At 61.7% G+C, this 25,547-nt stretch carries 22 protein-coding genes; 6 read left to right on the forward strand and 16 right to left on the reverse strand.

Annotation, left to right across the window (positions count from 1 at the left end):
- Window positions 1-89: 89 nt before the first annotated feature.
- The 16 genes from QMN23_RS14570 to QMN23_RS14645 form a co-directional block, all read right to left on the reverse strand.
- Window positions 90-2,453 (reverse strand): cytochrome c3 family protein, encoded by a 2,364-nt coding sequence (locus QMN23_RS14570; protein WP_282000058.1) that lies wholly within the window; start codon window positions 2,451-2,453, stop codon window positions 90-92.
- A 30-nt stretch (window positions 2,454-2,483) separates the two neighbouring features.
- Window positions 2,484-3,185 carry a cytochrome C gene (locus tag QMN23_RS14575; RefSeq protein ID WP_282000059.1) on the reverse strand — a complete coding sequence of 234 codons (702 nt, stop codon included), beginning with the start codon at window positions 3,183-3,185 and terminating at the stop codon, window positions 2,484-2,486.
- 15 nt (window positions 3,186-3,200) lie between these two features.
- On the reverse strand, window positions 3,201-4,412 hold the full coding sequence (locus QMN23_RS14580; protein WP_282000060.1) for a hypothetical protein: 1,212 nt from the start codon (window positions 4,410-4,412) through the stop codon (window positions 3,201-3,203).
- 602 nt (window positions 4,413-5,014) lie between these two features.
- Window positions 5,015-6,157, reverse strand: coding sequence for a DUF3108 domain-containing protein (locus QMN23_RS14585; protein WP_282000061.1), 1,143 nt, complete (start codon window positions 6,155-6,157; stop codon window positions 5,015-5,017).
- 114 nt (window positions 6,158-6,271) lie between these two features.
- Window positions 6,272-8,491, reverse strand: a complete 2,220-nt coding sequence (locus QMN23_RS14590) for a multiheme c-type cytochrome (RefSeq protein WP_282000062.1) — start codon at window positions 8,489-8,491, stop codon at window positions 6,272-6,274.
- 30 nt (window positions 8,492-8,521) lie between these two features.
- Window positions 8,522-9,223 (reverse strand): cytochrome C, encoded by a 702-nt coding sequence (locus QMN23_RS14595; RefSeq protein WP_282000059.1) that lies wholly within the window; start codon window positions 9,221-9,223, stop codon window positions 8,522-8,524.
- Between the two features lie 15 nt (window positions 9,224-9,238).
- Entirely contained in the window at window positions 9,239-10,453 is a 1,215-nt protein-coding gene (locus QMN23_RS14600) for a hypothetical protein (protein WP_282000063.1), read from the reverse strand.
- A 110-nt stretch (window positions 10,454-10,563) separates the two neighbouring features.
- On the reverse strand, window positions 10,564-11,211 hold the full coding sequence (locus tag QMN23_RS14605; RefSeq protein WP_282000064.1) for a TetR/AcrR family transcriptional regulator: 648 nt from the start codon (window positions 11,209-11,211) through the stop codon (window positions 10,564-10,566).
- 1,086 nt (window positions 11,212-12,297) lie between these two features.
- On the reverse strand, window positions 12,298-13,752 hold the full coding sequence (locus tag QMN23_RS14610; protein WP_282000065.1) for an OmpA family protein: 1,455 nt from the start codon (window positions 13,750-13,752) through the stop codon (window positions 12,298-12,300).
- Window positions 13,753-13,834: 82 nt separating this feature from the next.
- Complete coding sequence (locus QMN23_RS14615) at window positions 13,835-14,227, reverse strand: hypothetical protein (RefSeq protein ID WP_282000066.1); 393 nt, start codon at window positions 14,225-14,227, stop codon at window positions 13,835-13,837.
- A 141-nt stretch (window positions 14,228-14,368) separates the two neighbouring features.
- The gene (locus QMN23_RS14620) at window positions 14,369-15,346 is read right to left on the reverse strand and encodes a methyltransferase (protein ID WP_282000067.1); all 978 of its coding nucleotides are present in this window, start codon (window positions 15,344-15,346) and stop codon (window positions 14,369-14,371) included.
- Between the two features lie 31 nt (window positions 15,347-15,377).
- On the reverse strand, window positions 15,378-15,818 hold the full coding sequence (locus QMN23_RS14625) for a surface-adhesin E family protein (protein ID WP_282000068.1): 441 nt from the start codon (window positions 15,816-15,818) through the stop codon (window positions 15,378-15,380).
- A gap of 115 nt (window positions 15,819-15,933) precedes the next feature.
- Window positions 15,934-16,263, reverse strand: a complete 330-nt coding sequence (locus QMN23_RS14630; RefSeq protein ID WP_282000069.1) for a c-type cytochrome — start codon at window positions 16,261-16,263, stop codon at window positions 15,934-15,936.
- 96 nt (window positions 16,264-16,359) lie between these two features.
- Complete coding sequence (locus QMN23_RS14635; protein ID WP_282003914.1) at window positions 16,360-17,544, reverse strand: MFS transporter; 1,185 nt, start codon at window positions 17,542-17,544, stop codon at window positions 16,360-16,362.
- 85 nt (window positions 17,545-17,629) lie between these two features.
- Window positions 17,630-19,123 (reverse strand): AAA family ATPase, encoded by a 1,494-nt coding sequence (locus QMN23_RS14640; RefSeq protein ID WP_282000070.1) that lies wholly within the window; start codon window positions 19,121-19,123, stop codon window positions 17,630-17,632.
- Window positions 19,124-19,469: 346 nt separating this feature from the next.
- The gene (locus QMN23_RS14645; protein ID WP_282000071.1) at window positions 19,470-20,231 is read right to left on the reverse strand and encodes a DUF5131 family protein; all 762 of its coding nucleotides are present in this window, start codon (window positions 20,229-20,231) and stop codon (window positions 19,470-19,472) included.
- 212 nt (window positions 20,232-20,443) lie between these two features.
- Here QMN23_RS14645 and QMN23_RS14650 point away from each other — a divergent pair, with 212 nt between their 5' ends.
- The 6 genes from QMN23_RS14650 to mlaD all read left to right on the forward strand — a co-directional run bounded on the left by QMN23_RS14650 (window position 20,444) and on the right by mlaD (window position 25,496).
- Entirely contained in the window at window positions 20,444-21,067 is a 624-nt protein-coding gene (locus QMN23_RS14650) for a TetR/AcrR family transcriptional regulator (protein WP_282000072.1), read from the forward strand.
- Window positions 21,064-21,660 carry a DNA-3-methyladenine glycosylase I gene (locus tag QMN23_RS14655; protein ID WP_282000073.1) on the forward strand — a complete coding sequence of 199 codons (597 nt, stop codon included), beginning with the start codon at window positions 21,064-21,066 and terminating at the stop codon, window positions 21,658-21,660. The genes QMN23_RS14650 and QMN23_RS14655 overlap by 4 nt, the downstream gene beginning before the upstream one ends.
- 59 nt (window positions 21,661-21,719) lie before the next feature.
- Entirely contained in the window at window positions 21,720-23,345 is a 1,626-nt protein-coding gene (locus QMN23_RS14660) for an NADP-dependent glyceraldehyde-3-phosphate dehydrogenase (protein WP_282000074.1), read from the forward strand.
- A 96-nt stretch (window positions 23,346-23,441) separates the two neighbouring features.
- Window positions 23,442-24,215, forward strand: a complete 774-nt coding sequence (locus QMN23_RS14665) for an MlaE family ABC transporter permease (protein WP_282000075.1) — start codon at window positions 23,442-23,444, stop codon at window positions 24,213-24,215.
- 27 nt (window positions 24,216-24,242) lie between these two features.
- Window positions 24,243-24,989: an ABC transporter ATP-binding protein gene (locus tag QMN23_RS14670; protein WP_282000076.1), complete on the forward strand. Its 747-nt coding sequence runs from the start codon at window positions 24,243-24,245 to the stop codon at window positions 24,987-24,989.
- 57 nt (window positions 24,990-25,046) lie between these two features.
- Window positions 25,047-25,496 carry an outer membrane lipid asymmetry maintenance protein MlaD gene (gene mlaD / locus QMN23_RS14675; RefSeq protein ID WP_282000077.1) on the forward strand — a complete coding sequence of 150 codons (450 nt, stop codon included), beginning with the start codon at window positions 25,047-25,049 and terminating at the stop codon, window positions 25,494-25,496.
- Window positions 25,497-25,547 lie beyond the last annotated feature (51 nt).

Raw genomic sequence — 25,547 nt, forward strand, 5'->3', positions numbered from 1 at the left:
TTACCGACACCACCCCGGCGACAGACGAAAATAAAAAAGCCGGGCTCCGTGGGGAGCCCGGCAAAAGGGCAACACTACAGCAGGGATAACTACGGCCTGGTCGCCGTCACGGTGCCGCTGGTCCCGGAGGCGTTGAACCAGGCGGCCGCGGCCGGGTAGGTGGTTGCATCGATGCTGATCGTCCCGTTGAGCACCCCATTGTCCATCCAGTCGATGGAGTCGAAGATCAGCCGTTTGATGTAGAACCGGTTGTGCACGTAGGCACACGGTTCGTCCCCGTTAACGGGAGCAATCACCGTCGTGCCGAAGGTACCGCCCAGCGTCCCGCCGATTTTACCGTTCTGGTAGGCGCCGTAGGCATTGTTGGGCACCGCGGTGGTATCGCTGTAGTTGCTGCTGGTAATAGCCAGGCTCAGGTAGTTGGTGTACCCGGTCACGTTGGCAACGTAGTTGTTCAGGATCGTCGAAGCCTGGGCATAGCCGTCGGACTCTTCTTCGAGTTTGGCCGGCGTCATTTCGAACTGACCGCCAGGCGTATGGCAGGTGTTGCAGAGCGCCTGGTTGTTGATCGCGGTAATAACGCCGGTGGTCGGATCGGTGGTAACCGGCAGGAAGGTATGGCTCGGCTTGCCATCGGAGGCGGCTGGCCCCATGTGACAGGAGGCGCAGGGGCCAGCGTCATTCAGGCCGATCTTGTCATGTGCGAAGAAGCTCGGATTGGCATAACTCAGCCCGGCATATTCATAGCCGATATGCGTCTGGGCGCTGTAGAGAATGCCCGCCGTCGGAGCATGGTGGCCATTGAAGCGGGAGCTCCGCTGATCGTTGGCCGCCGCTTCACCGGCGCTGCCCCGACCGCCGTGGCAGACGACGCAGACGGAAGAGTTGCCGGCACCGGTGATGATGACCGGCTGGCTGTTGAGCGTGAACGAGAGGATGGCCTGGCTGGTATTCCGCAGCGCGCCCGTCCCCGCATCCTTGTGGCAGCCCCAGCAGTAGAGCAGTTCATTCTGCCGCTTGGACCCACCCTTCTGGTTCCAGCCCAAAAGGTGCGAGAAGTTGTTCTGGACCGCGTTATACCCATCCAGGGCAGCATTCTGCTTCATCATGTAGTTGGAAATGCCGGTGGCGGTGTGGCACATCTGACAGGAACCGCGGTCATCCGCGCCGGCGGAGGTCAGGGTGGAATCCCAGTTGTAGTGGCTCCAGACGCTGGTGGTGGTATCGGTGTAGGCCTGGATAACCGAGTCAACTTCGGCGGCAGTGCGGAGATTGGCCTTGGCGGTGGAATATTTGGCCTGGAGGATGCCGCCGGCATGGGCCGACTGGGCCCAGTCGGTGTAAATGGTCGTCTGGGTCGGGTCGTAGGAGGTCTGGTAAGGATTATTGTTGGTATTCGTCTTGGCCTCGTGACCGTGGCAGTCGAAGCAGGGCCCCTTGTAGGACGGATCGGTGTTGTAGTTGACGCCGGTAACGGTGGTCGCCGAGGTAGCCGGCTTGGTGGTGCGGATAACGTAACCGGTGATCCGGGTATTGCTGCTGTCGGCGGCCGAGGTCATGTTGGCGTACGGCAGGGTCAAGAGCGTCGCCATCCCTTTTTCCTTGTGGGTGGTAACGGGAATCCGGTTCCAGCGGGTATTGTGCTCGTAGGATAGTGTCCCCGAGGCTGTTGTACCGGAGGCGATCACCGCCGTCTGGTTGTAGTTGTACAGGTTGTGGCAGCTGGTGCAGAGGTTGAACTGGTCGGTCTTGTTCTGCTTGTCCGGATTCCAGAGGACCAGGTTGCCGGAGGCATCCCGCCCTTTCACGCCGCGCAGCCCGCCGCCGTGCTGGTGGCAGGTATCGCAGGTGAAGGCGGTGTAACCGGTGGTCACCACCGGCGGTCCATAGGCCGCATTGCCGAGGATGGTGGCATCGCCGGTGAAGCCGGACTGGTTGGAGAGGACGGCACCTTCGTGGGTGTGGCAGCGGATGCAGAGCCCGCTGGTGTGCGACGGGGTACCTTCGACATGGTTGGAGGTGGCGAAGGCGGTATTGGCGTTGGTGGCAAAAGGCACCACGGTGGTCAGGTTGCCAAATGCGCTGGTAAACGGCACGGCCTGCGAACCGCTATGGCAGGTGGCACAGCGATTGGCGTCAGGAAGAGGATACGGGATCGGGCCGACGCCGTTATGCTGGGCGCCGCCGCCATGGCAGCTCTCGCAACCGAGACCCTGCTCGTTGTGGGGAGAATTCTGCTGATACTGGGCAACGATCCCTTCGCCGGTCAACGGGTCGGTTACGGCGCTGTGGCACTGGATACAGGCCGTATCCCCCACCGTCGCCACGTTGCCGAACAGAGGCGATGCCGCCTGGTTCGACCCCTCCTTGTTGCCGGAGCCGCAGCCGGCGAGTGCTGCCGTCATGACGAACGCGGCCAGTAGCGCTGCATACTTCGACACTCTTCTCCTCATGCTGTTTCCTCCTTGGTTGGTGTGTGCTTGCTAATAGGTACCCGGCAGGTGGCACTTCGTACAGACCTTGCTCCCCGCCCGATCACGATAGTTGTCGCTGATGCTCCCCCAGTTCCGCGGATGGGGATTGGTCCCGCCCAGCTTCGCACTGTGGCACTGCACGCAGACGTCGCCATCGGGATGGCACGCCTGGCACGACTGCAGGTTACGCCGCGCTTCCGTCGCATGTTCGAACAACGCCGGCGCGTACTTCTGGTGGTTCGGGCCGAGCATCAGGTGCGATTTGATCCGCAACGACCCTTTCGGGAACCGGCTGTGGCACTCCGAGCAGTACGATGCGTCATGGCACCGGTTGCAGCTCTGCGGGTTGTCCAGCGCCTTCACCGGATGCAGGCTCAAAAAGTTGCTCCGGTGGCTCTTCGGTACGTAGTCGTTGTGGTAGTTCCGCGTGCTCAGGTCACGGTCGATACCCCCGCCGGAATGGCAGTCCAGGCAGAACGACTGGTCATGGCACTGGGAGCAGTTGCTCCCCGCCTTGCTCGCCAGCACCCGGTGCCCCCGGACCCAGTCCCCTTCGTGATTCGGCGCCACACCTTCGCTCTTGTGACAGCTGTTGCAGTCACTGATCGCCGTTGTGGCGTACTCCTTGTGGGACATTTTCTCGGCAAGGGCCATCTGTACGGAGAAGGTTGTCACGGTTATCAGCAGTGTTGCTAGGAACCATTTCTTCACAGATTTCCCCCCTTTCTAAAAGTCGTAGTCAAAGACGAAGCGTCCTTGGACGTTGCTCGAGAACTGATCGGTCACCGTGTTCTCTACCCGCAGCGACGCGGTCATGCTCTTGTTCAGCTTGTACTTCCCACCCAGCCAGTAGGTCCGGGCGATTTCGTCCTGCAGCAGCGAGTCCCGCTGGTAGACGTCGTAGGCGATCCCACCCGAAACCTGCAACGCCTTGGTCAGGTCGTAGTAGGCGTCGACGATGATCCCGTTGGTGCTGCCGTTGTAACCCTGGTTGTTGTCGTACTCGACATTCAGCTGCAGCGGGTCGATCGGCCGCAGGATGCACCCCAGGTGGTAGATGTGGCCCTTGCCACCCTCCTGGAAGAACTGCGCCGTGTAGCCGCCGTTCAGGGTGATCATCTCGTTGATCGTGTAGTCGACCCGGAAGGCCGCTTCACGATACCGGTCCACGGCAAACACCGAGTAGATCGAGGTGCTGTCGAAGGTCGGATAGCTCTGGTAATATTCACCGGTGAAGATCAGGTTCGCCAGCGGGAAGTACTTGATCCCTCCCAGCAACTCGTTGAACGTCTCGGCGGTCAGATCGTACCGCCCGTTACCGTAAATCTTGATGTTGTTGAACAGGTACTGCTTGAACGTCGCCCCCAGCATATCCTGGGCGATATCCCAGTCGTCCCACTTCCGGAACCAGCTGAACTCGAAGTCCGTCGCCTTGAACCCCTGCAGATAGGCCGAAACGCCCAGCGCCAGGTTCCCGCCGTGGCCCCCTTCGTTGTCCAGATCGAAGATCACGTTCCGACCGCCGAACGCCGAGAAGGCGACCGGCCCGACGTTCTTCAACGTCACCTGGGCACCGTCGACGATTGCCGTCCCGGCTTCTTCGTTGACGAACTGCCGCCCCAGCCGGAAGTCGACCTTGTCGAACAGGTCGCGATATTCGCCGTAGAGGTAGTACAGCCTGCTGTTGAACCCGTTCCCGTTGTTCAGGTCCTGCGTCATCCGTCCGTAACCGTAGATGGATGCCTTCCCCGCCTTGTCGAGGTTCGTCACCGACAACCGCAGGTACTCCGCCAGGTCCGTTTCACGACGACTGTTGTAATCGTTGTTGAACCACAGGAGCTGGGTCGAGCTTCTGCCGTGGATCTCCGCCGACCACGCCGCCGGCGCCACCAGGAGCGTTCCCAGCAGAAGAACCCCTGTTAACCCTTTCATTCCCATTCAGTGGACCTCCTTTCGCAAAAAATACAATTAAACGTCCGCTCAATTCCGGAGAAAGCGGCCCCGGCTTACGTTCCGGCACAGACGGATCGGCTGGGCCAGCTCCGCTAAACCCTGTTTAATTGTCGTCGCAACGGCAATGCACATCCTGCCGGCCCGAATTTGAACCGGAAACTTCGCTTCACCTCCTTCGCACGGTAATCGGGAAATGGCGGATGGGTAAAAAAAGCTGACAGGATGACGAGAAAGAAGACGGTAAGGTGGGAAGCGCCATAGCGGATGCCCCGGGAAGCGGAAACGGGCTGGCGAGCTGCGGAAACATGGCGGTTGGGGAGAATGCGGCAAACGGCTCCCCCGCTCGGAAGATACTGCAACAGTGGCATGTTTTCACCCACATCGTCCCTGACGTAGCTGGAAAAGCAAACTGCATGGCCCTGTTCCTCCCGGGCGGGTGTAGCTCCGCTGATACCTATCAGTTAGCTAAATTTAACGCGTATTTTGTCATGTGCAAGCGATTAATTTTCTAGCTGGCGGTTATTTTACGGTGGGCGTCGGAAACTTTTACGGAAGGGAGCGAAGCGGGGGCGTCACGGCAGCAAGACTTACGGCTGGTGGGCCGGCGGGAGCGGGTCCGTTTCGGCGGCGACCAGTTCCGCGGTGACGCTGCCGAGGGGAACCTGCGTTTCCAGCTTGACCGGCACCTTCTTGTCGTCGTCGGTGAGCCAGACCAGCATATCGCCGGTCCGACGGAAGAATCCGGCCGTCTTGAGCAGCGGGTGCACCACCAGGGTATCGACTTCGCGGAACCCGGGAAGCCGCAGGTGTTCCCGCCGCAGGACCTCGACGGTGGTCGGGGCGTACTCGTTGCTGTCGAACAGCTGCAGCAGCACCGGCTTGCCGACCGCCAGCGGTTGGCTGCGCAGATAGTAAAACCCGGAGATCATATCCATCACGTCGCCGCGGGGCAGTTGGTGATTGGCATAACGTTTGTTAAGCCGGTCAACCCAGAAGGCGTTCCGTTCGCGCAGCATCAGGGTGAAACCGGTATCGCCGACGAAATTCCCCTCGTGCTGGCGGATTCGGGTCAGCAGGTAGTTCCCCTTGATCAGCCGGGTATCGACGAAATCATTGACCGGATAAAACGTCGAGGTGAACTCGTTGGAGGTAATTTTCGTGGTGATCCGGACCTCGCCGTTACTGTTGGTCGCTTCCATTACCGCCGTGCCGACCGGCATGCCGAGGAGAACGATCCGGTAGGTGAGCTTTTCCCGGGCAACGGGGACAAATTCGGCACCACTGCGCACCGGCCCCTGCTTCAGGACCGCGGGGGGCCAGCCGGGGACCGTCGAGTGAACGGGAACGGGGATCGGCGGTTCCGGGGGAACGGCCGCCTGCTTGTCAGCAGCGACCGCTGGCGACTCGGTGGCGGCCGGCGGCTCCGCAGGGACTTTTGCCATGGCGGCCGGCTGATTGTCCTGACGGGGGGGCGGTTCGGGACGGACCGGCGGCGGCTGTTCCTCCGTAGCGGCAGGTTCTGCGGCCGGCGCCGGCTTGGCGACCGGCGGGGCGGCAGGGGCCGGGGTATCCGCCTGCAAGGCAACGGTAATCGCCGGCAGGAGCGGAATCGGTGCCCGGAGGGCGAAGGGGCCGAACCAGCTCATCATCAGGCCACCGAGCAGGTGCGCCAGCAGGGAGAGGAGGACGAAGGCGGCAAGGGAACCGGTTTTATTGAAATGGGCAATCATGGTGGAATCTAGTTTAGCACGATCCCTGCCGGCCGCGAAACAATCCGGCGCGGGCAGAAAAAAAGCCGGGCTCCCTGGGGAGCCCGGCGGATGACTGCATAACAACCTGTGCTGCTACGGACGTGTTGCCGTGAAGGTACCGGTGGTCCCGGAGGCAGCGCCGTACCATACTGCTGCGTCAGGATACGCCGTCGCATCGATGGTGATGCTGCCGGTCAACTGACCGTGCTGCATCCAGTCGATACCGTCGAAGATCAGCCGCTTGGTATAGTACCGGTTGTGGGCATAGGCACCAGCCTCGTTGTCGATCAGCTGCGAGTTCTGGAAGGCGCCGTAGGCCCCGTCGGGTACCGTGGTGGTGTTGCTGTAGTTGCTGCCGGTGATGGCGATGCCCAGGTAGTTGGTGATGGTGTTCGCCACATAGGCCTTCAGGAGAGCCGAAGCATTGGCGTAACCCGCCTGCTCTTCGTCGAGAATGGCCTTGCTCATCGGATGGGTGGTATGGCAAGCATCGCAGAGCGCCTGGCTCCGGATCGCCGTACCGTCATCCGTCAGCACGTTGTAGGTGTGGCTGCTGCCCGACATGTGGCAGGCAACGCAGGGACCGTTGGTGCCGGTGCCGGGAACGGCAGCGGTACCGATCTTGTCATGCTCGAAGTACGACTTGTTGGTGTAGTCGGCACCCGGGTATTCCCAGCCGATGTGGGTCTGGGCGCTGAACAGCGTTCCGGCGGCCGGCGCGTGGTGACCGGCGAACCGGGAAGAACGGGCCGACTGGGTGTTGCCGCGACCGGCGTGGCAGACGACGCAGACGTTGGATTTGCTGACGTTAGGCAGGGTGATCGCCGCGCTGTTGTAAGTGTAGTCGACGGTGATGGCCCCAGGGTTGCGGAGCGCGCCGGTACCGGCATCCTTGTGGCAGCCCCAGCAGTAAAGCAGCTCGTTCTGCCGCTTGGATCCGCCCTTCTGGTTCCAGCCAATGAGGTGCGAGAAGCTGTTGTTGAGCGGATCGTAGGTGGTCGGCGAATTCAGGTAGTTGGACAGACCAGTGGCAGTATGGCACTTCTGGCAGGAACCACGGTCGTCGGTACCGTCGGACTTCAGCGTAGAATCCCAGTTGTAGTGGCTCCAGGTGCTGGTGTTGGTATCGACATAGGCCTGGGTAACCGCATCCAGTTCGGCGGCAGTGCGGAGGTTAGCAGCAGCGGCAGCATACTTGGCGTTCAGCAGGCCGCCGGCATGGCCCGAACGACCCCAGTCGGTGTGGATCGTGGCCTGGGTCGGATCGTTGGTGGTATTGCTGGTGTTGGTCTTGGCTTCGTGACCGTGGCAGTCGAAGCAGGGGCCCTTGTAGTTCGGGTCGGTCGTGTTGGTCAGCCGGATGACGTAGCCGGTGATCCAGGTATTGCTGCTGTCGGCGGCCGAAGTCATGTTGGCGAACGGCAGGGTCAAGAGCGAAGCCATCCCCTTCTCACGGTGCGTGGAAAGGATGGTTCTGTTCCAGCGGGTGTTGTGCTCGTACTTCAGCGTCCCGGAAGCGGCCGTGTTCGAACCGATCACCCGGGTCTGGTTGTAGTTGTACAGGTTGTGGCAGCTGGTGCAGAGGTTGAACTGGTCGGTCTTGCCGCTCTTGCTCGGGTTCCAGAGCACCAGGTTACCGTTGTTGTCGCGCCCTTTCACGCCGCGCAGCCCGCCGCCATGCTGATGGCAGGTTTCGCACTTGAAGGCGGTGTAACCGCTGGTTACCACCGGCGGTCCGTAGGCGGCGTTATCCAGCACACCCGGATAGGTGGTGGTGCCGATGGTCCCGGAAGCCAGTTCGCCGGTGAAGCCGGACTGGTTGGAGAGGACGGCCCCTTCATGGGTATGGCAGCGGATGCAGAGCCCGCTGGTGTGCGACGGGGTACCTTCGACGTGATTGGAGGTATCGAAGGCGGTGTTCGCATTGGTCGACGGAGCTACCGTCGCCACGCCACCGACCGTGAAGCTCTGAGTGCCGTCATGACACGCGGCACAACGGTTGGCATCGGGGGTGGGATACGGGATCGGGCCGACGCCGTTATGCTGGGCGCCGCCGCCGTGGCAGCTCTCGCAACCGAGGCCATCCTGGTTGTGGGGAGAATTCTGCTGATACTGGGCAACGATCCCTTCGCCGGTCAACGGATCGGTTACGGCGCTGTGGCACTGGATACAGGCGGTATCGCCCACCGAAGCCACGCCACCGAAACCGGTGGTATTCGACCCTTCCTTGTTGCCGGAGCCGCAGCCAGCGAGTGCTGCCGTCATGACGAACGCGGCCAGCAGCGCTGCATACTTTGATGCTGTTCTACTCATGCTGTTTCCTCCTTGGTTGGTGTGTGCTTGCTAATAGGTACCCGGCAGGTGGCACTTCGTACAGACCTTGCTCCCCGCCCGATCACGATAGTTGTCGCTGATGCTCCCCCAGTTCCGCGGATGGGGATTGGTCCCGCCCAGCTTCGCACTGTGGCACTGCACGCAGACGTCGCCATCGGGATGGCACGCCTGGCACGATTGCAGGTTACGCCGCGCTTCCGTCGCATGTTCGAACAACGCCGGCGCGTACTTCTGGTGGTTCGGGCCGAGCATCAGGTGCGATTTGATCCGCAACGACCCTTTCGGGAACCGGCTGTGGCACTCCGAGCAGTACGATGCGTCATGGCACCGGTTGCAGCTCTGCGGGTTGTCCAGCGCCTTCACCGGATGCAGGCTCAAAAAGTTGCTCCGGTGGCTCTTCGGTACGTAGTCGTTGTGGTAGTTCCGCGTGCTCAGGTCACGGTCGATACCCCCGCCGGAATGGCAGTCCAGGCAGAACGACTGGTCATGGCACTGGGAGCAGTTGCTCCCCGCCTTGCTCGCCAGCACCCGGTGCCCCCGGACCCAGTCCCCTTCGTGATTCGGCGCCACACCTTCGCTCTTGTGACAGCTGTTGCAGTCACTGATCGCCGTTGTGGCGTACTCCTTGTGGGACATTTTCTCGGCAAGGGCCATCTGTACGGAGAAGGTTGTCACGGTTATCAGCAGTGTTGCTAGGAACCATTTCTTCACAGATTTCCCCCCTTTCTAAAAGTCGTAGTCAAAGACGAAGCGTCCTTGGACGTTGCTCGAGAACTGATCGGTCACCGTGTTCTCTACCCGCAGCGACGCGGTCATGCTCTTGTTCAGCTTGTACTTCCCACCCAGCCAGTAGGTCCGGGCGATTTCGTCCTGCAGCAGCGAGTCCCGCTGGTAGACGTCGTAGGCGATCCCACCCGAAACCTGCAACGCCTTGGTCAGGTCGTAGTAGGCGTCGACGATGATCCCGTTGGTGCTGCCGTTGTAACCCTGGTTGTTGTCGTACTCGACATTCAGCTGCAGCGGGTCGATCGGCCGCAGGATGCACCCCAGGTGGTAGATGTGGCCCTTGCCACCCTCCTGGAAGAACTGCGCCGTGTAGCCGCCGTTCAGGGTGATCATCTCGTTGATCGTGTAGTCGACCCGGAAGGCCGCTTCACGATACCGGTCCACGGCAAACACCGAGTAGATCGAGGTGCTGTCGAAGGTCGGATAGCTCTGGTAATATTCACCGGTGAAGATCAGGTTCGCCAGCGGGAAGTACTTGATCCCTCCCAGCAACTCGTTGAACGTCTCGGCGGTCAGATCGTACCGCCCGTTACCGTAAATCTTGATGTTGTTGAACAGGTACTGCTTGAACGTCGCCCCCAGCATATCCTGGGCGATATCCCAGTCGTCCCACTTCCGGAACCAGCTGAACTCGAAGTCCGTCGCCTTGAACCCCTGCAGATAGGCCGAAACGCCCAGCGCCAGGTTCCCGCCGTGCCCCCCTTCGTTGTCCAGATCGAAGATCACGTTCCGACCGCCGAACGCCGAGAAGGCGACCGGCCCGACGTTCTTCAACGTCACCTGGGCACCGTCGACGATTGCCGTCCCGGCTTCTTCGTTGACGAACTGCCGCCCCAGCCGGAAGTCGACCTTGTCGAACAGGTCGCGATATTCGCCGTAGAGGTAGTACAGCCTGCTGTTGAACCCGTTCCCGTTGTCCAGGTCCTGCGTCATCCGTCCGTAACCGTAGATGGATGCCTTCCCCGCCTTGTCGAGGTTCGTCACCGACAACCGCAGGTACTCCGCCAGGTCCGTTTCACGACGATTATTGGTGTAATCGTTGTTGAACCACAGGAGCTGGGTCGAGCTTCTGCCGTGGATCTCCGCCGACCACGCCGCCGGCGCCGCCAGGAGCGTTCCCAGCAGAAGAACCCCTGTTAACCCTTTCATTCCCATTCAGTGGACCTCCTTTCGCAAAATGAACAAAACACTTACATTGCCGGCCTCTGGCCGGCCGAGCCAGCTCACCTCCCCCATTCGTGCGTTAAAAAAACCGTGGCCGGGCTTCAGCGCTCTCCGGCAACTGCCGCTGAAGGTCCGGACACCGTACCGTTGGCAAAAATATCGACGAAGGAACGGATCGCCCGTTCCCGGTCGATCGTCCGAATCCGCTTCCCTTCGAGCAGTTCTTCGACGGTGAAGAAGCAGTAGAAAATCCCGTGGAACACCCGCGCCGCCATCTCCGGGTCGACGTCCCGCAGCCCCCCGCGCCCCTGCAGCTCCCGGAAATAGGAGGCAAGCACCTCGAACAGGTTGTCGAGAAAGGAGTGAAAGACCTTGACCAGCTTATCCGGCGAGCGCTGCAACTCCGCCTGGACGATTCGCACCCAGTCCTTGAGCTGGATCAGGACGTCAAAGAAGAGGGTGGCAATCTCATGCAACGCCTCTTCGTAGGGCATCTCGACAACTTTCGGCAAAATCCCCTTGAAAGCGGGGATGAAAGAGAAGTGGGTTATCACTTCTTCCAACAGCTGTTCCTTGGAATTGAAATGGCGGAAGATCGTCACCTCGGCCACCCCGGCCTGGCGGGCGATCTCGCGAGTCGATGCCCCGAGATACCCCTTGGTGGAAAAGAGCCCGATGGCAGTCTCGAGAATCCGCTCCCGGGTTTCCAGGGGCATGTGCTGAGTCTGGTTTGCCGTCTGCCGTGCCACGCTTCCTCCCCCTGATGTCATTTCCAGGTGTAAGCGCTTACTAACATGTCACTTTAAAAAATTTTGCAACAATGGTGTACGAGGAAGGACCGTCAAACGTCGTCTCCTCCGACACCGACGGCTACCAGAGAAAAACGGTAAACATACTTCTTTCGTTTTCGGCAGCCCGCCGCTCAACTTTAATATTTTTTATTACAACAGGTTCAACAAGTGATTTCACTGACACCGTGACAAGAATTGTCGATCCCGTTTTTCACAATCTGCGGCAGGCGATCCCCCTGCAACTTTAGACACTTACACCACTGCGCTTCCGGCAGGGCCAGCGATAGCACCACAGCCCAAGCCATTTAACGGGATCCCGACCACTACACTCAACACCAGTTGCCAAACTCGGCCAGAAATGAATCTTCGCTGTTTCGGCTATGTAGCCATCATTAAGCAGAGACCGGCGGTACCCAACCCAAGCCGTAGCCTTCATTAAGAGCAAAATCGGTACCAGATAAACGTTTATCAGGAATTTCCCTACACAACCAATAAACAATATATTCAAATAGTTGCTAACTAAAAAATCGGTCAACTGACCGGCGTTGCGAGAGAATCACCGGCATGCTCCCAGCACAGCCCTGCCTGCGGGCGCGAAATCGGCTGACCGGAGCGCTGCTGAATGGGCCAGCGTACCGGTGCCGCACAGTGTAGACTGCCGCGTTTCGTCCAGACGGCTTCGTCATATCACCACCCGGAACCAGCCTCTCCCTGGCTACACCGCAGGCGGCAACGCAATGAACGTTGTAACTTGCCGGACGGCCGTACTCGTCTGCGGCGCAAATCGCCGGATTCGCTGTTTGTGCCTCGCCCGGCTTTATCGCGCTATCACTGCTGACAAGGGATAATGCGCCGGGACACGGAGACAGGCCGACGGCATTGCCGACGATTCTCCCGGCTGACGGTTGGCGGCGGTGCAAGCACCCGGGGAAAAAACAACAAAGCCGCTCCTGTCGGACAGGAGCGGCTTTGTAACTACTGTTTCAATCTGTAACTATGCGCGGAAGACGGTCAGTAAAAAAAGCGCCGTCCCCTCCCGCTTGGTTACTTGCTGATGATGACGCAATCGAAGGTTGCCTCGATTCGCCGGTTCTTCTGCCTGCCGGCCTTCGTCTTGTTGCTGGCGACCGGCTTGGTGTAACCGTAGCCCTTGGCGGTGAGCCGATCAGGGGCAATGCCGAACTTCTCGATCAGATAATTTCTGACGCTGGCGGCCCGCCGCTCGGAGAGCTTCATATTATAGTCATAGCCGCCGACGTTGTCGGTGTGACCTTCGATGACCCCGTTGGCTTCGGGATATTTTTTCATGAATTCAGCAACCTTACCGATTTCGGCATGGTATTTCGGCTTGATGTCGGCCTTGCCGGTGTCGAACTCGATCTTCAGGTCGATGCAGACCTTTTCTTTTTTCGGAGGAGGTTGCGGAGCAGCCACCTGGATGTTCCCCGCACTGCTCGTCGTGCCGCCGGCACCGGTACAGGTAAGGGTGTAGGCCGTATCAGCCGCCGGAGTGATCGTCATCGACCCCTGTGGCTTGACGGCACCTATCTCAGGCTGGATCGTGCAGTCGGTGGCATTTTCCGAGGTCCAGGCGAGCGTGGCCGTTTCGCCTTTGGTGATCGAAGCAGGCGTAACCGTCAGGCTGCTGGTCGGGGCCGGGGGAACCGGCGGGGCGGGCGGGGCGGTAACGGCAATGCTTGCGGTGCTGCCGGTCGTACCGCCCGGGCCACTGCACGACAAGGAATAGACGGTATCGGCCGCCGGGGTGATGGTAGTGCTCCCCGCAGTGCTGACCGAGCCGATCGCCGGGGTGATGCCGCAGTCCGTCGTATTCCGGGAAGACCAGCTGAGGGTAGCCGACTCTCCCTTGGTGATCGTGGCGGGCGTAACCGTCAGGTTGCTCGTCGGGGCCGGGGGCGGCTCCGGAACAGCCACAGGAGCGGCGGCGGCCGTCTTGCCGCCGAAGAGGAAGGTAAGCCCCGCCGTGTACTCCCAGTTGTACATGACGCTGTTGTGCTCCTCGAAGAGGAACAACTGGCGGGCATCGGCTCGCAAGGCCACGGAGTCGGTCACGTAATACTTGAGTCCCAGGCCGGCATTGGCAGTAGCATCGGTATTGCTCCCCGACTCGAAGCTCGAACCATGACCGACGGTTATGCCGCCGCCACCGACGGCCAGATACGGTACCAGCGGGCCGTCGGGCATCAGGTTATAGAGAACGTCCAGACCGTAGGAGAGGGCATTGACGCTCCGATCCGAACGGGTCCCCTCCGTAGAGAGGTAGGAACCGACCAGTTCGAATCCCCAGTTTTTGGTCAGGTCATAGCCGAGGCGCAATCCGTAAAGGGGAGCTGTTTTCAGATGCTGATCCCCGTCAAAGGTATAACCGCCGATAAACGGCGATACGGAAACGGCATGAGCCCGCTCCCCCGCCATAACAGGCGCCGCCATGGCCCCGATGGCAACAGCGGTCAGCAGTGATACGGCAATTTTCTTCATTGTGCTTCCTCCTGTGATTAAATTTACCACCTTAACCCTGCGGAAAAGCCGGTTGGAATATTGGCCACGCAAAGGCGTCCGGTCATTTCATCTCTTGCAGCTGATTCATATCCTTCCGGCTGTCTTCTTTCAGCTGTTCCAGCCGCTTCTGCCGCTCTTCTTTGGCCTTTTTCAGCTGCTCCGTTTTCTGTTCCTTCTTCCCTTTTAACGCCTTGACTTTTGCTGTCCCCTGCTGCCGCTTTGCCTTGACCTTGTCCTCCTGCATTTTTTTCTTCTCTTTCAGCTCCCCCTCCTTCTTGAGGGCCTTTTCCCTGGCAGCGCCCTCCTTTTTAAGCGCCTCGCCTTTAAGGGAATCTTCTTTCTTCAACAGCTCGCCGGCCGGCGAGTAAACAGCCCCCTGATCAGCGGCAAAGACTGCCGTAGCGAAAAGACAGCCAGCAAATAAAGCGGTAATGATCTTCAGTTGGCGAACCATGTCAACCCCCTTGGTTAAAATTTATTAAACAACTATTACACAGCAATTACTACCGGTCAACGTTATCATCGTGGACTCGGCAGAAAGGTCCCGATGATCACAACCATTTAGCCTGGCACCACCCACGCTCGCTCGACACGCCTAACGGCGCTGGCGGCTTCGCGCTCCGGCCACGCCGCTGACCAGAACGGTTTCATCAAGAGATTGGACCTTGATGGCACCGAAGCTGCTCTTTTTCAACCACTCGCCCATTTCATCGGGCGAGTAGCAACGGCCGCGTTCCGTATTGACCAGCATGTTGACGGCAAAAAGCGTCCCCGGCGCCGGCGCGGCCAGCGATTTATCGATCCTGAACTCCTGGATGACCACCCGGCCGCCCGGATTGAGGGCGGCCCGACATTTCTGCAGCACCGCCAGGCACTGGTCGGGACCGAAAGAGTGGAATACCTGACTGATCAGGATCAGGTCGTACCCCTCCCCGAACTCGTCGGTCAGCATATCCCCTTCGCGGAAGAGGATTTCCGGCCCCGCCGTCTCGCGGACCACTTCCCGGGCAACCTTGATGGTATCGGGGAGGTCGAAAAGGGTCGCCCGGACCCCGTGGCGTGCCATGGCCATGGTGTACGTGGCCGGGCCACCGCCGAGGTCGAGGGCCGACTTCACCCCGGCGAGGCCGATCGCCCGGAGCAGGCTGTCGGCCTTCTGCGAGGCGATATTATGCATGCCGCGGATGAACGAGCCATGGTTGCGACCCACCCGGTTCGGCCGGCCGGACCGGACGACCTCGTCCAGCCCTGACCAGTTCTGCCAGAGGGTGTCGGCATGGCGCAGGATATCACCCATGTAGGAAGGGCTTCCCGGAACGAGAAGGCGGCGGGCCAGTGGCGCATTGGCGTAACGGTTCCCCTTCTTGGTCACCAGGCCAAGGCCGGCAAGGGCATTGAGCAGAAGCTCGGTGGCCCGCGGGTCGGTACCGAGGGTTACCGCCACCTCGGCCGCCGGCACGGGGGTTCCGAGCTGGCCGAAAATCTCCAGGTTATTGGCGGTCAAAAGCACCCGCGACGCCCAGAAACCATGCCACAGGTCGCTGAGAAACTTGACTTCATCTTTGCGGGACATCCGGTTCCTCCTTGGCTGGCAGCGAGCGAAACTACTTGCACAGGACGTCGGCCAAAAGACCCAGACGGGTATCGGGGGCAATGGCCTCCCAGTCGGTCTTGCCGGAGAGTTTGAACTCCCGGAGCGGCTCGCCCTTGCTGTCGTAATGGGTCACGTCCTCCAGGCGGCTTTTTTCCCCCGGGCAGTCGATAGTATAGACAAAATTGGTGTAACTCAGGTCATCGAACCCCTTGGGATGGCCCATCACTTCGAGTGCATCGGCTTTCCCCTGCTCCGAGTAAATCGCCTTGGTGGTAACGCTCACCAGTCCGGCCGCGGGTTTGCTCACCGACGCCTGGTCGAAGTAAAAGGCCGAGACCTGCGGATTGTCATCGACCAACACCCAGCCGGATTCGGCAGCTGACGCCGCCCCGCCGGCCAATAGCAAGATCGCCGCCGCCAACGGCAGTACATTCGTCACTCTGATTCCCATAGTCGGTTTCCTTTATGGGCCGGCGCAGAAAGGGGAACCGTTCAACGAACGGTCCCCCCTTGGCCCAGCCGGTTGGTCGCGGACGGCCGGTGCGGCCGGCATCCGGCAGCAGTTATTATTTGAATTCCTTGAGGACATATGCCGCAATCATCTTCGCCTGCCGATCGGGGATCGCCTTGGCGTCGAAGGACTGCATTCCCGGCCCCGGATGACGCATCAGCTTGACGATGTCTTTCTCACCCTTGACTTTGTTCGCTTTCAGATCCGCCCCCTTGAGGGTCTTCTTCGGATTGACGATGTTACCGCCATCGGGATGACAGGAGGCGCAATGCTGCTTGAACAGCTCCTCGCCCTCTTTCATGCTCTTCGATTCCTTGGCGTAGACAACCCCGGCAGCCATCGCCATCACCATCGTCGTCGCCACCACCTTCATCAACTGTTTCATCTTCGGACCTCCCTTTCTCTTAAATGCATCACGCCTGCTGCACGAGCGAATTCGTGCAAGCCATACCGTCAAATGATAGGAGGGATTGACCGGTTGTCAAGGTGAGGAATGGGCGTTCCCGGCTCCGGATGCCGAGGTACCGACCATAGTCAAAAGAAGCAGCACCGCCAGAGCAGCCATGGCGGCGCCGAAGCCGAAGGCGGCGAGCCTGCCTGCCTGCTGCCAGATGGCGCCGAAAAACAGGCTTGCCGGCAGGGCACCGACGCCGACGGCGAAGTTGTACCAGCCGAAAGAGCCACCCCGCTCGGTGGCGGGAACCATGTCGGCCACGAAAGCCTTCTCCACCCCTTCGGTCATGCTGTAGTAGAGGCCGTAAACGGCAAAGAGCAGCCAGCAGGCGAGTTCGGATGTCGCCAGGGCAAACCCGGCGTAGGAGAGCGCATAGACACTCCAGCCGGCGATGATCAGCCGCCGGCGGCCGACGCGGTCGGAGAGAGCACCGAAGGGGGTGGAAAAAAGCATCCTCACCGCCTGGAAGAAAGCCCAGAGCAGCGGGATTTTCACCGGCGAGACGCCAAGCTCGCCCGCCCGGAGAAGGAGGAAGGCATCCGATGAGTTGCCAAGGGTGAAGATGAACAGCACGATCAGGTAGCGGCGAAGCCGCCCCCGGGGAACGTAACGGAGGAAACTGCCGTTGCTTGCCTGCTGCCGGGCCGTCTCGCGGACACTGGTCACGATCAGCAGCACCGCCAAAAAACCCGGAATGGCGGCAAGCCAGAAGACCGTCCGCAGATCCTCGGCGAACAGCGTCATCAGCGCCGTGGCGGCGAGCGGCCCGACCAGTGCGCCACCGTTATCCATCGCCCGATGGAAGCCATAGGCCTTCCCCCGTGCCGTCGGGTCGGTGGAATCGGCAATCAGCGCATCCCGGGGGGAGGTGCGGAGTCCCTTCCCGACCCGGTCGGCAAAGCGAATCGCCAGGACGGCCACCGGTGACGTCGCCGCTGCCACCAGCGGCCGGGCAATGCTTGAAAGCGAATAACCGGCCAGCACCAGCCCCTTGCGCCGCCGCACCCGGTCGGAGACGATCCCCGAAAAGAGCTTGAGCAGGGCGGCGGTCGATTCGGCCACCCCCTCGATCACCCCGAGGAACGCCGGCCCCGCCCCGAGGACCCTGGTCAGGAAGAGCGGCAGCAACGGATAGATCATCTCACTGGAAATGTCGGTAAGGAAACTGACCAGCCCCAGCACGAGCACGTTGAGGGAGATACCGGCAAACATCATGACACCTCGGGAATGGCAGTGAGCTCCGCTCCGGGCGTCCCCTCACCGGCGGGGCGCGGGAACCGGGGGCTGCCCCAGCGGTTCAGGGGTTGAATTTCCCCGCCGCCGGCACCGCCCGCTTGAAGGCCCAGGCCTCGATCTTCTTGATCTGCTCGGCCATGGTGACGGACAGCGGCACCGTCCGGCTGATAGCGGCCATCAGGTCCTGCTGGACCATCGGCCGGCGGTCGGAGAGCGCCTCGAAGGCGGCGGCAAGAACCGCCTGTTCGACTTCGGCCCCGGAAAACCCCTTGGTGGAGCCGGCCAGGAGCGGCAGATCGAAGGGGACGAGCTCGAACCGCTGTTTCTCCAGGTGGATACGGAAAATATCCTCCCGGGCCGCCATATCCGGCAGGCCGACGTAGAAAATCTCGTCGAAGCGCCCTTTGCGGATGATCTCCGCCGGCAGCATCTCGATGGCGTTGGCGGTGGCGGCAACGAAGACCGGCGCCCGCTTCTCCTGCATCCAGGTAAGGAACGAGCCGAGAATGCGCGACGCCGGCCCCCCCTCGGCCTTGAACCCCTGGGTGGAGATTCCCGCTTCGATCTCGTCGATCCAGAGCACGCAGGGGGCCACCGCTTCGGCGGTCTTGAACGCCTTGCGCAGACTCGACTCCGGCGTGCCGTAGCTGCCGTCGTAGACCGCCGCCATGTCGAGCCGGATCAGCGGCAGCCGCCACTGGGCGGCGATCGCCTTGACGAAGAGCGACTTGCCGCAGCCGGCGATCCCCATCATCAGCACCCCCTTGGGGAGATTGCTCCCCGAGGAGATCGCTTCCAGGCCGAAAGCCCGCTCGCGCCGCGCCATCCAGTTCTTCAGGTTCTCCATTCCGCCGACCTGTTCCGGCGAGGCATCGTTGATGACGAACTCCATGATCCCGCTCTTGCGGATGATGGCCCGCTTGGTCTCGAACAGTGCCAGGACCATTTCGTCGCCGCTCGCCCCTTCTGCCAGCCGGGCGGTCCGCATCCCCCGCTCGACGTCGGCGAGGTCGAGCCCCTGGGCCGCCATCACCAGGTCGTCCAACAGCCCCGGCCGCGCCGCGCAGGCGGCAGCCAGCCGCTGATCGCGACCGCGCAGCTGTTCGAGGAATGCCTTGAGCTCGTCGATGGTCGGCAACCCCTGGTGGAGAATAACCAGCTCTTCCCGCAGTTGCGACGGCACTGCCTCTTCCTGGCCGAGAACGATGATGACCTTGCCGCGCCCCCGCCAGGCGAACTCTTTCAATTTGCGGATGAGAAACGGGTTGTCCCGCCAGAACCAGGGGAGATCCTTGAAGACGAAAACCGCCGGTCCGGCCTGGGCCAGGACGAAATCGACGGCGGCCGGCGGGTCGACCAGCGCTTCGACCACCGCGCCGTCGCGGCAGAAACCATCGGTGCAGTTCCAGATCCACGGCGCCCCCGCCCCCTTCACCCGGCTCGTCGCCAGGCCGGCAAGATGCTCGGTGCGCCGCTCGTTGTCGGTTACCACGTAGATCAGGTTGGCCCCGGCACCAATCAGGCGCACCAGTCCCTGGACGTTCAGGTTTTCCATGATCCCTCCCCCATTCGCCGTCATCCGGCGCCCAGCCTTTGTCCAGTGTAGCGCAAAACGGCGCAACCGACACCGGCCCCCCATTTATCGCACACTGCGCCGGCCGGGCCAAGCGAAAGATTGCGTTCGAGATGAAGCAATTCTTACCGATCCAGAAGCGGCGTTGTATCGCTTCGGTGGCCTGACGCCGCCGGCGAGGGAGAGACCGCCGGCACGGTCCAGCAACTCGACCTGGCGGTCCAGGGCGGCAAACCAACCGCTTCGAATAGCATCTTCGCGCCAAAGCGACAAAGCGCCGCCCCCTGACGAGGGGCGGCGCTTTGTCGCTCCATTCTTCCGCAGCCGGCTAGGCTGCCCGGCAGAACTCCCGCCGGCAGTTACTCCGGCAGTTATCGAGGATATGGAGGCGGTTGCGCTCCTTCGGCAAGGGAGGAGTCTCGTCCCAGGTCCGGCCATCCAGAAGCCGCCCCGCTCCCGCACCCCAGCCGGTAAAGAGGAACGGCACGTTGCGCTCCTCGGCCTGGTCCCGCAACCGCCGCACCCACTCCCGATCCGTCGGTCCTCCTTCGCCGCCGTCGCCGCCACAGACCAGCCAGTCGATCCCGCTGAAGCCGTCGACCTCCGGCAGGCCAAGCCGCCAGGGATCGACGGCGCCATGCAACGGTGCCGCCAACACCCCGACCACCGGCCAGTGCACGCCGTCGGCCAGCCAGCAGTTCTTCAGGGTAATGACGGCCGGCATCCGGGCCTCAACCTCCGCCTGATCGGTCATCCGGACAAGAAACCAGAGATTGCCGAGCGAATCTCCCTCCCCCAGCAGCCGGCAGGCACCGTCGTCGGCCGGGCCATAGAGGCGTTTCAGCGCCAGCTCCGGCCATGTGGTAACGGCAATGAACAGATGATGCGGAGCGGAAGCGATCACCGAAAGGACGCAATCCAGGTCCGCGGTGGAAACCTCGGGGTGGAACGGGTCGCCGGCCAGCAGGTAAACCCGGCCGCGCTTTTCGTTGAACGGCCGCCAGAGCACTTCCCGGTAGACCCCGCCGCCGGGGAGCAGCACCCCCCACGCCTCGTCGCCAAACACTCCCTCATCGGTCATTGTGAACATGATCCCTCCCTGGTCAGTTCGCCGGCCGCCGCCGGCAGATGTTTTCCACTCTTATCGGCCGGCATCCGCCAGACTTGATTAAGTTTTTTGCCCAGCGCCCCCACTGTCCCCGTGCCGGCACCGGCCCGACCGACCCGCAATCGCGCCCCCAGCTGGATTACCGGCGGGAAATGTGCAATGATAAACCATCAACGGGAGGAGACGGCGTCACCATGAAAACTCGCGACCGGATCATCGAGGCGGCCATCGCCCTCTTCAACGACAAGGGGACGGCCGCCGTCAGCACCAATCACATTGCCGCGGCGGTCGGCATCAGCCCCGGCAACCTCTATTACCATTTCCGCAACAAGGAGGACATCCTCGGCGCCATCTACGACCAGATGGATGCGGTCGGCTTCGGCGACTACCAGGCGATCATCGCCGAGTCCCCCGCCGGTTCCCTGGAAGCGATGGAGCGGACCTTCCTGATGATCCAGCGTTTCAACTGGCGTTACCGGTTCTTCAAGCGGGAGTTGACCGCACTCATCCTCCAGCATCCGCAGCTGCGGGAGCGCCACATCCGGACCCACCGGGCCCTGCTCAAGCTGGTCCGCCATTCGATCGACAGCAGCATCGACCTCGGCTTGATCAGGCCGATGGACGAAACCGAGCGCCAGCTCTTTACCGACGAGATCTGGCTGTTGGCCCTCTTCTGGCTCAACTACCTGGAGGTCGGCGGCGAAGAAGTGACCGACGAAACGCTGCGGCGAGGCAACGAGGTGGTACGGCAGACGGTCCGCTGCCGGCTCACCGACCGGGCGCTGCACTTGCTGGCAACCATGGAGGGAACGTCATGACCATCAACCGCTGCCCCTGGGCGGAAAGCGACGATTTGTACCGCACCTATCACGACACCGAATGGGGGGTGCCGCAGCACGACGACCGGAGTCTCTTCGAATTCCTGCTGCTCGAAGGAGCCCAGGCCGGCCTGAGCTGGTCGACGATCCTCCGCAAGCGCGACGGCTACCGGCGGGCCTTTGCCGGCTTCGATCCGGCGCTCGTCGCCCGTTTCGACGACCGGCGGCTGGCGGAACTGGCGACGGAGCCGGCCATCGTCAGGAACCGGCTGAAGATCGCCGCCGCCCGGCAGAACGCCCGCGCCTTCCTCGCCGTCCAGGAAGAATTCGGCAGTTTTGCCGCCTGGCTGTGGCGCTTCGTCGACGGCCGCCCCCGGCAGAACGACTGGCGGACCTTGGCCGAGGTACCGGCCACCAGCCGGGAGTCGGACACCCTGAGCAAGGAGCTGAAGAAGCGGGGATTTACCTTCGTCGGCTCGACGATCTGTTACGCCTACATGCAGGCTGTCGGCCTGGTGAACGACCACCTGACTGACTGCTTCCGCCGGCAGGAGGTAGGCCGGCTGGCTTGCCAAGAGGGGGAAAACGGTTAAACTGTGTTCATTATCGGCACCGCCAGGGTGCCCATCACCACAAACGGAGGGAACGGTCCATGAACATCCGGGAGAATCTCGACGCCATCTTCCCGACAGCCGCCGGCGTCCCCGAGCGCCACCGGCTGACAGCACCGATCGAGCAAAGAGCCTACCTGATCAACGGCGAAATCCGCCACTGGGAAGGGCCGACCCAGGATGTCCACTCCCCCATCTGCCTCCGACACGACCACGGTCCGGAACGGGTTCGGATCGGCAGCTTCCCGCTGATGACCGAGGCCGACGCCCTGGCAGCCCTCGACGCCGCTGCCGCGGCCTACGATAACGGCCGGGGCCGTTGGCCGACCATGACCGTCGCCGAACGGATCGGCCACGTCCAGCATTTTGCCACTCAGATGAACCAGCAGCGCGAGGAAGTGGTCCGGCTGTTGATGTGGGAGATCGGTAAGACACTGCTGGATGCGGAAAAGGAGTTCGACCGGACCGCCGCCTACATCGCCGATACCGTCGACGCCCTCAAGGAGCTGGACAGAATCTCCTCCCGCTTCGTCATCGAACAGGGGATCATCGGCCAGATTCGCCGCGCCCCCCTCGGCGTAACTCTCTGCATGGGGCCGTACAACTACCCGCTGAACGAAACCTTTACCACCCTGATCCCGGCGCTGATCATGGGGAACACCGTCCTGCTCAAGCCGCCCCGGCACGGCGTTCTACTCTTCTCGCCGCTTTTGAAGGCGTTCCGCGATTCGTTCCCGCCGGGGGTGGTCAACACCCTCTATGGCGCCGGGCGGACGGTCGCCCCGCCGCTGATGAAAAGCGGCCTCGTAGCGACGCTCGCCTTCATCGGCACCAGCGCCGCCGCCAACGCCCTGCACAAGGAGCATCCCAAACCTCACCGGCTCCGCTCGGTGCTCGGGCTGGAAGCGAAGAACCCGGCCATCATCCTCAACGATGCCGACCTCAACCAGGCGGTCGAAGAGTGCATCGCCGGCAGCCTCGCCTTCAACGGCCAGCGCTGCACCGCCCTGAAGATCATCTTCGTCCACGAGAGCATCGTCGATCATTTCCTCACCCTCTTCTCCGCCACCCTCAACGCCATCGGCCACGGCATGCCCTGGGAGTCGGGAGTAATGATCACCCCGCTGCCGGAGCCGGGCAAGCCGACCTACCTGACCGGACTGATCGAAGACGCCGTCAGGCACGGCGCACGGGTGGTCAACGAAGGGGGCGGCGCATTCTCCGCCACCTTCTTCCGGCCGGCAGTGGTCTACCCGGTAGACGGGCGGATGCGCCTCTACAGCGAGGAACAGTTCGGCCCGGTGATCCCGGTCGTCCCGTTCACCGATACCGCGGCGCCGATCCGTTACATCGAGGAGTCGGAATACGGTCAGCAGGTGAGCATCTTCGGCCGGGATCCGCAGGCGCTGGCCAGCCTGGTCGATCCGCTGGTCAACCAGGTCTCGCGGGTCAACATCAACAGCCAGTGCCAGCGCGGCCCGGACGTCTTCCCCTTCACCGGCCGCAAGGACTCGGCGGTCAGCACCCTGTCGGTTTCCGACGCCCTGCGGGCCTTCTCGATCCGTACCCTGGTGGCGGCCCGGGACGTCGAGCTGAACCGGCAGATCATCAACGATATCGTCAGGGAACACCGGTCGAATTTCCTCTCCACCGACTTCATTCTCTGACCGGCGACAGGGCGGGAACAGTTAAACGGTCTTTACTTCGGGCCTCCCTTTGCCTATACTTGCCTGTCATTCGTCCGGAGAAAGGGAAGCTTTCGCGTGCTGCGCACCGTCATCGAAAAACTGGGGGCCATGACCCTGTTCGTCGTCCGGGAAATGGGGCGGATGCTTATTTTCCTGCTCTACGCCCTCTACATCATCATCCGCGATCCCGGCCGGCCGATCCACATCTTCAAACAGATCCACTTCATCGGCGCCAAGTCACTGTTCGTCATCTTCCTCACCGCCGCCTTCACCGGGATGGTCCTCGGCCTCCAGGGTTACTACACCCTGACCAAGTTCGGCTCCGAGGGGATGCTCGGTTCCGTCGTCGCCCTGTCGCTGATCCGTGAGCTGGGACCGGTGCTGTCGGCACTGATGGTCACCGGCCGGGCCGGCAGCGCCATCACCGCCGAGATCGGCATCAAGAAGATCACCGAACAGATCGATGCCCTGAAGACAATGGCCCTGGAGCCGTTCAAATACCTGATCTCGCCGAAGGTCATCGGCGCGCTGATCGCCCTCCCCCTGCTCTGCGCCATCTTCGACGTGGTCGGGATCTACGGCGGCTACCTGGTCGGGGTCAAACTGCTCGGCGTCAATCCCGGCGCCTATTTTTACGAGATGGAAAAGAGCGTCGAGTTGAAGGACGTCTGGTCCGGCTTCGTCAAATCGGTCTCCTTCGGGATGATCATCTCCTGGATCTGCTGCTATAAAGGCTACACCGCCAGTCATGGCGCCGAAGGGGTTTCCCGCGCCACCACCGAAGCGGTGGTCATGGCGTCGGTACTGGTGCTGGTCTGGGACTACTTCCTGACCTCGGTGATGCTGTAGAACCACTGCCACGGTAACGGGCTTTACATGATCAAATTGGTAGACGTGGAAAAATCATTCGACAGCCAGGTGGTGCTGAACAAGCTCAACCTGGAGATCCCGGCCGGCAAGATCACCGCCATCATCGGCCCGAGCGGCGAAGGGAAAAGTGTCCTGCTCAAGCACATGATCGGCCTGATGAAGCCTGACAGCGGCACGGTCTTCGTCGAGGGGGAGGACATCACGGTGATGCGCCGGCACGTCCTCAACCGGGTGCGGGAAAAGTTCGGCATGCTCTTCCAGAACGCGGCACTGTTCGATTCGATGACCGTTTTCGAAAACGTCGCCTTCCCGCTGGAAGAGAAGACTTCCCTGTCGCGGCTGGAAATCCGCGACAAGGTGCACGAGGCGCTGGAGCACGTGGGACTCAAGGGGGTGGACCGGAAATACCCCGACGAGCTCTCCGGCGGGATGAAAAAGCGGGTCGGCCTTGCCCGGGCGCTGCTCCTCAACCCCCGGATCATCCTGTTCGACGAGCCGACCACCGGTCTCGACCCGATCATCTGCCGGGCTATCCACCAGCTGATCAAGGATACCCACACCCGCTTCGGCTTCACGGCGGTGATCGTCTCCCACGAGATCCCGGAGATTTTCGACATCTCCGACAACGTCGCCATGCTCTACCGCGGCCGGATCATCGAGATGGGAACCCCGGAAGCGATCCAGCGGTCGGAGCAGCCGGTGGTCAAGCAGTTCATCAGCGGCAGCCTGGAAGGGCCGATCCAGTTTGTCTGAACCGCCGCGCCCGGCCTTGCCCGGCGCCGCATTACACCAGATCGACAAGGTGCATCCATGAAGAGAGTCACACTCGAATTGATCGTCGGAGTTTTTGTCATGATCGGCATACTCTGCCTCGCCTACCTCTCCATCAAGCTTGGCAAGATGGAGCTGTTCGGCGGCAACTACTACACCATCACCGCCGATTTCGACTCGGTGTCGGGGCTGAAGGCGGGCGCCTCGGTGGAGATCGCGGGGGTCGAGGTGGGCAGGGTCGACCGGATCGTCCTCGAGCAGCAGACCGACCAGGCACGGGTCTTCCTCCAGATCAGGGACGGCATCAAGCTGCAGAGCGACGTCATCGCCGCCGTCCGCACCAAGGGAATCATCGGCGACAAGTTCATCAAGCTGAAACCGGGCGGTTCCTCGACCATTCTCGCCGCCAACGGCAAAATCCAGGACACCGAATCATCCGTTGACCTGGAAGAGCTGTTGAGCAAATACATTCACGGCTCGGTTGATTAGCCGTCACCTCCTGCTACAATAGATGACCAGAAGCGGCGCCGGCGGTGCCGC

Source organism: Geotalea uraniireducens (assembly GCF_027943965.1).
Lineage (GTDB): Bacteria > Desulfobacterota > Desulfuromonadia > Geobacterales > Geobacteraceae > Geobacter > Geobacter uraniireducens.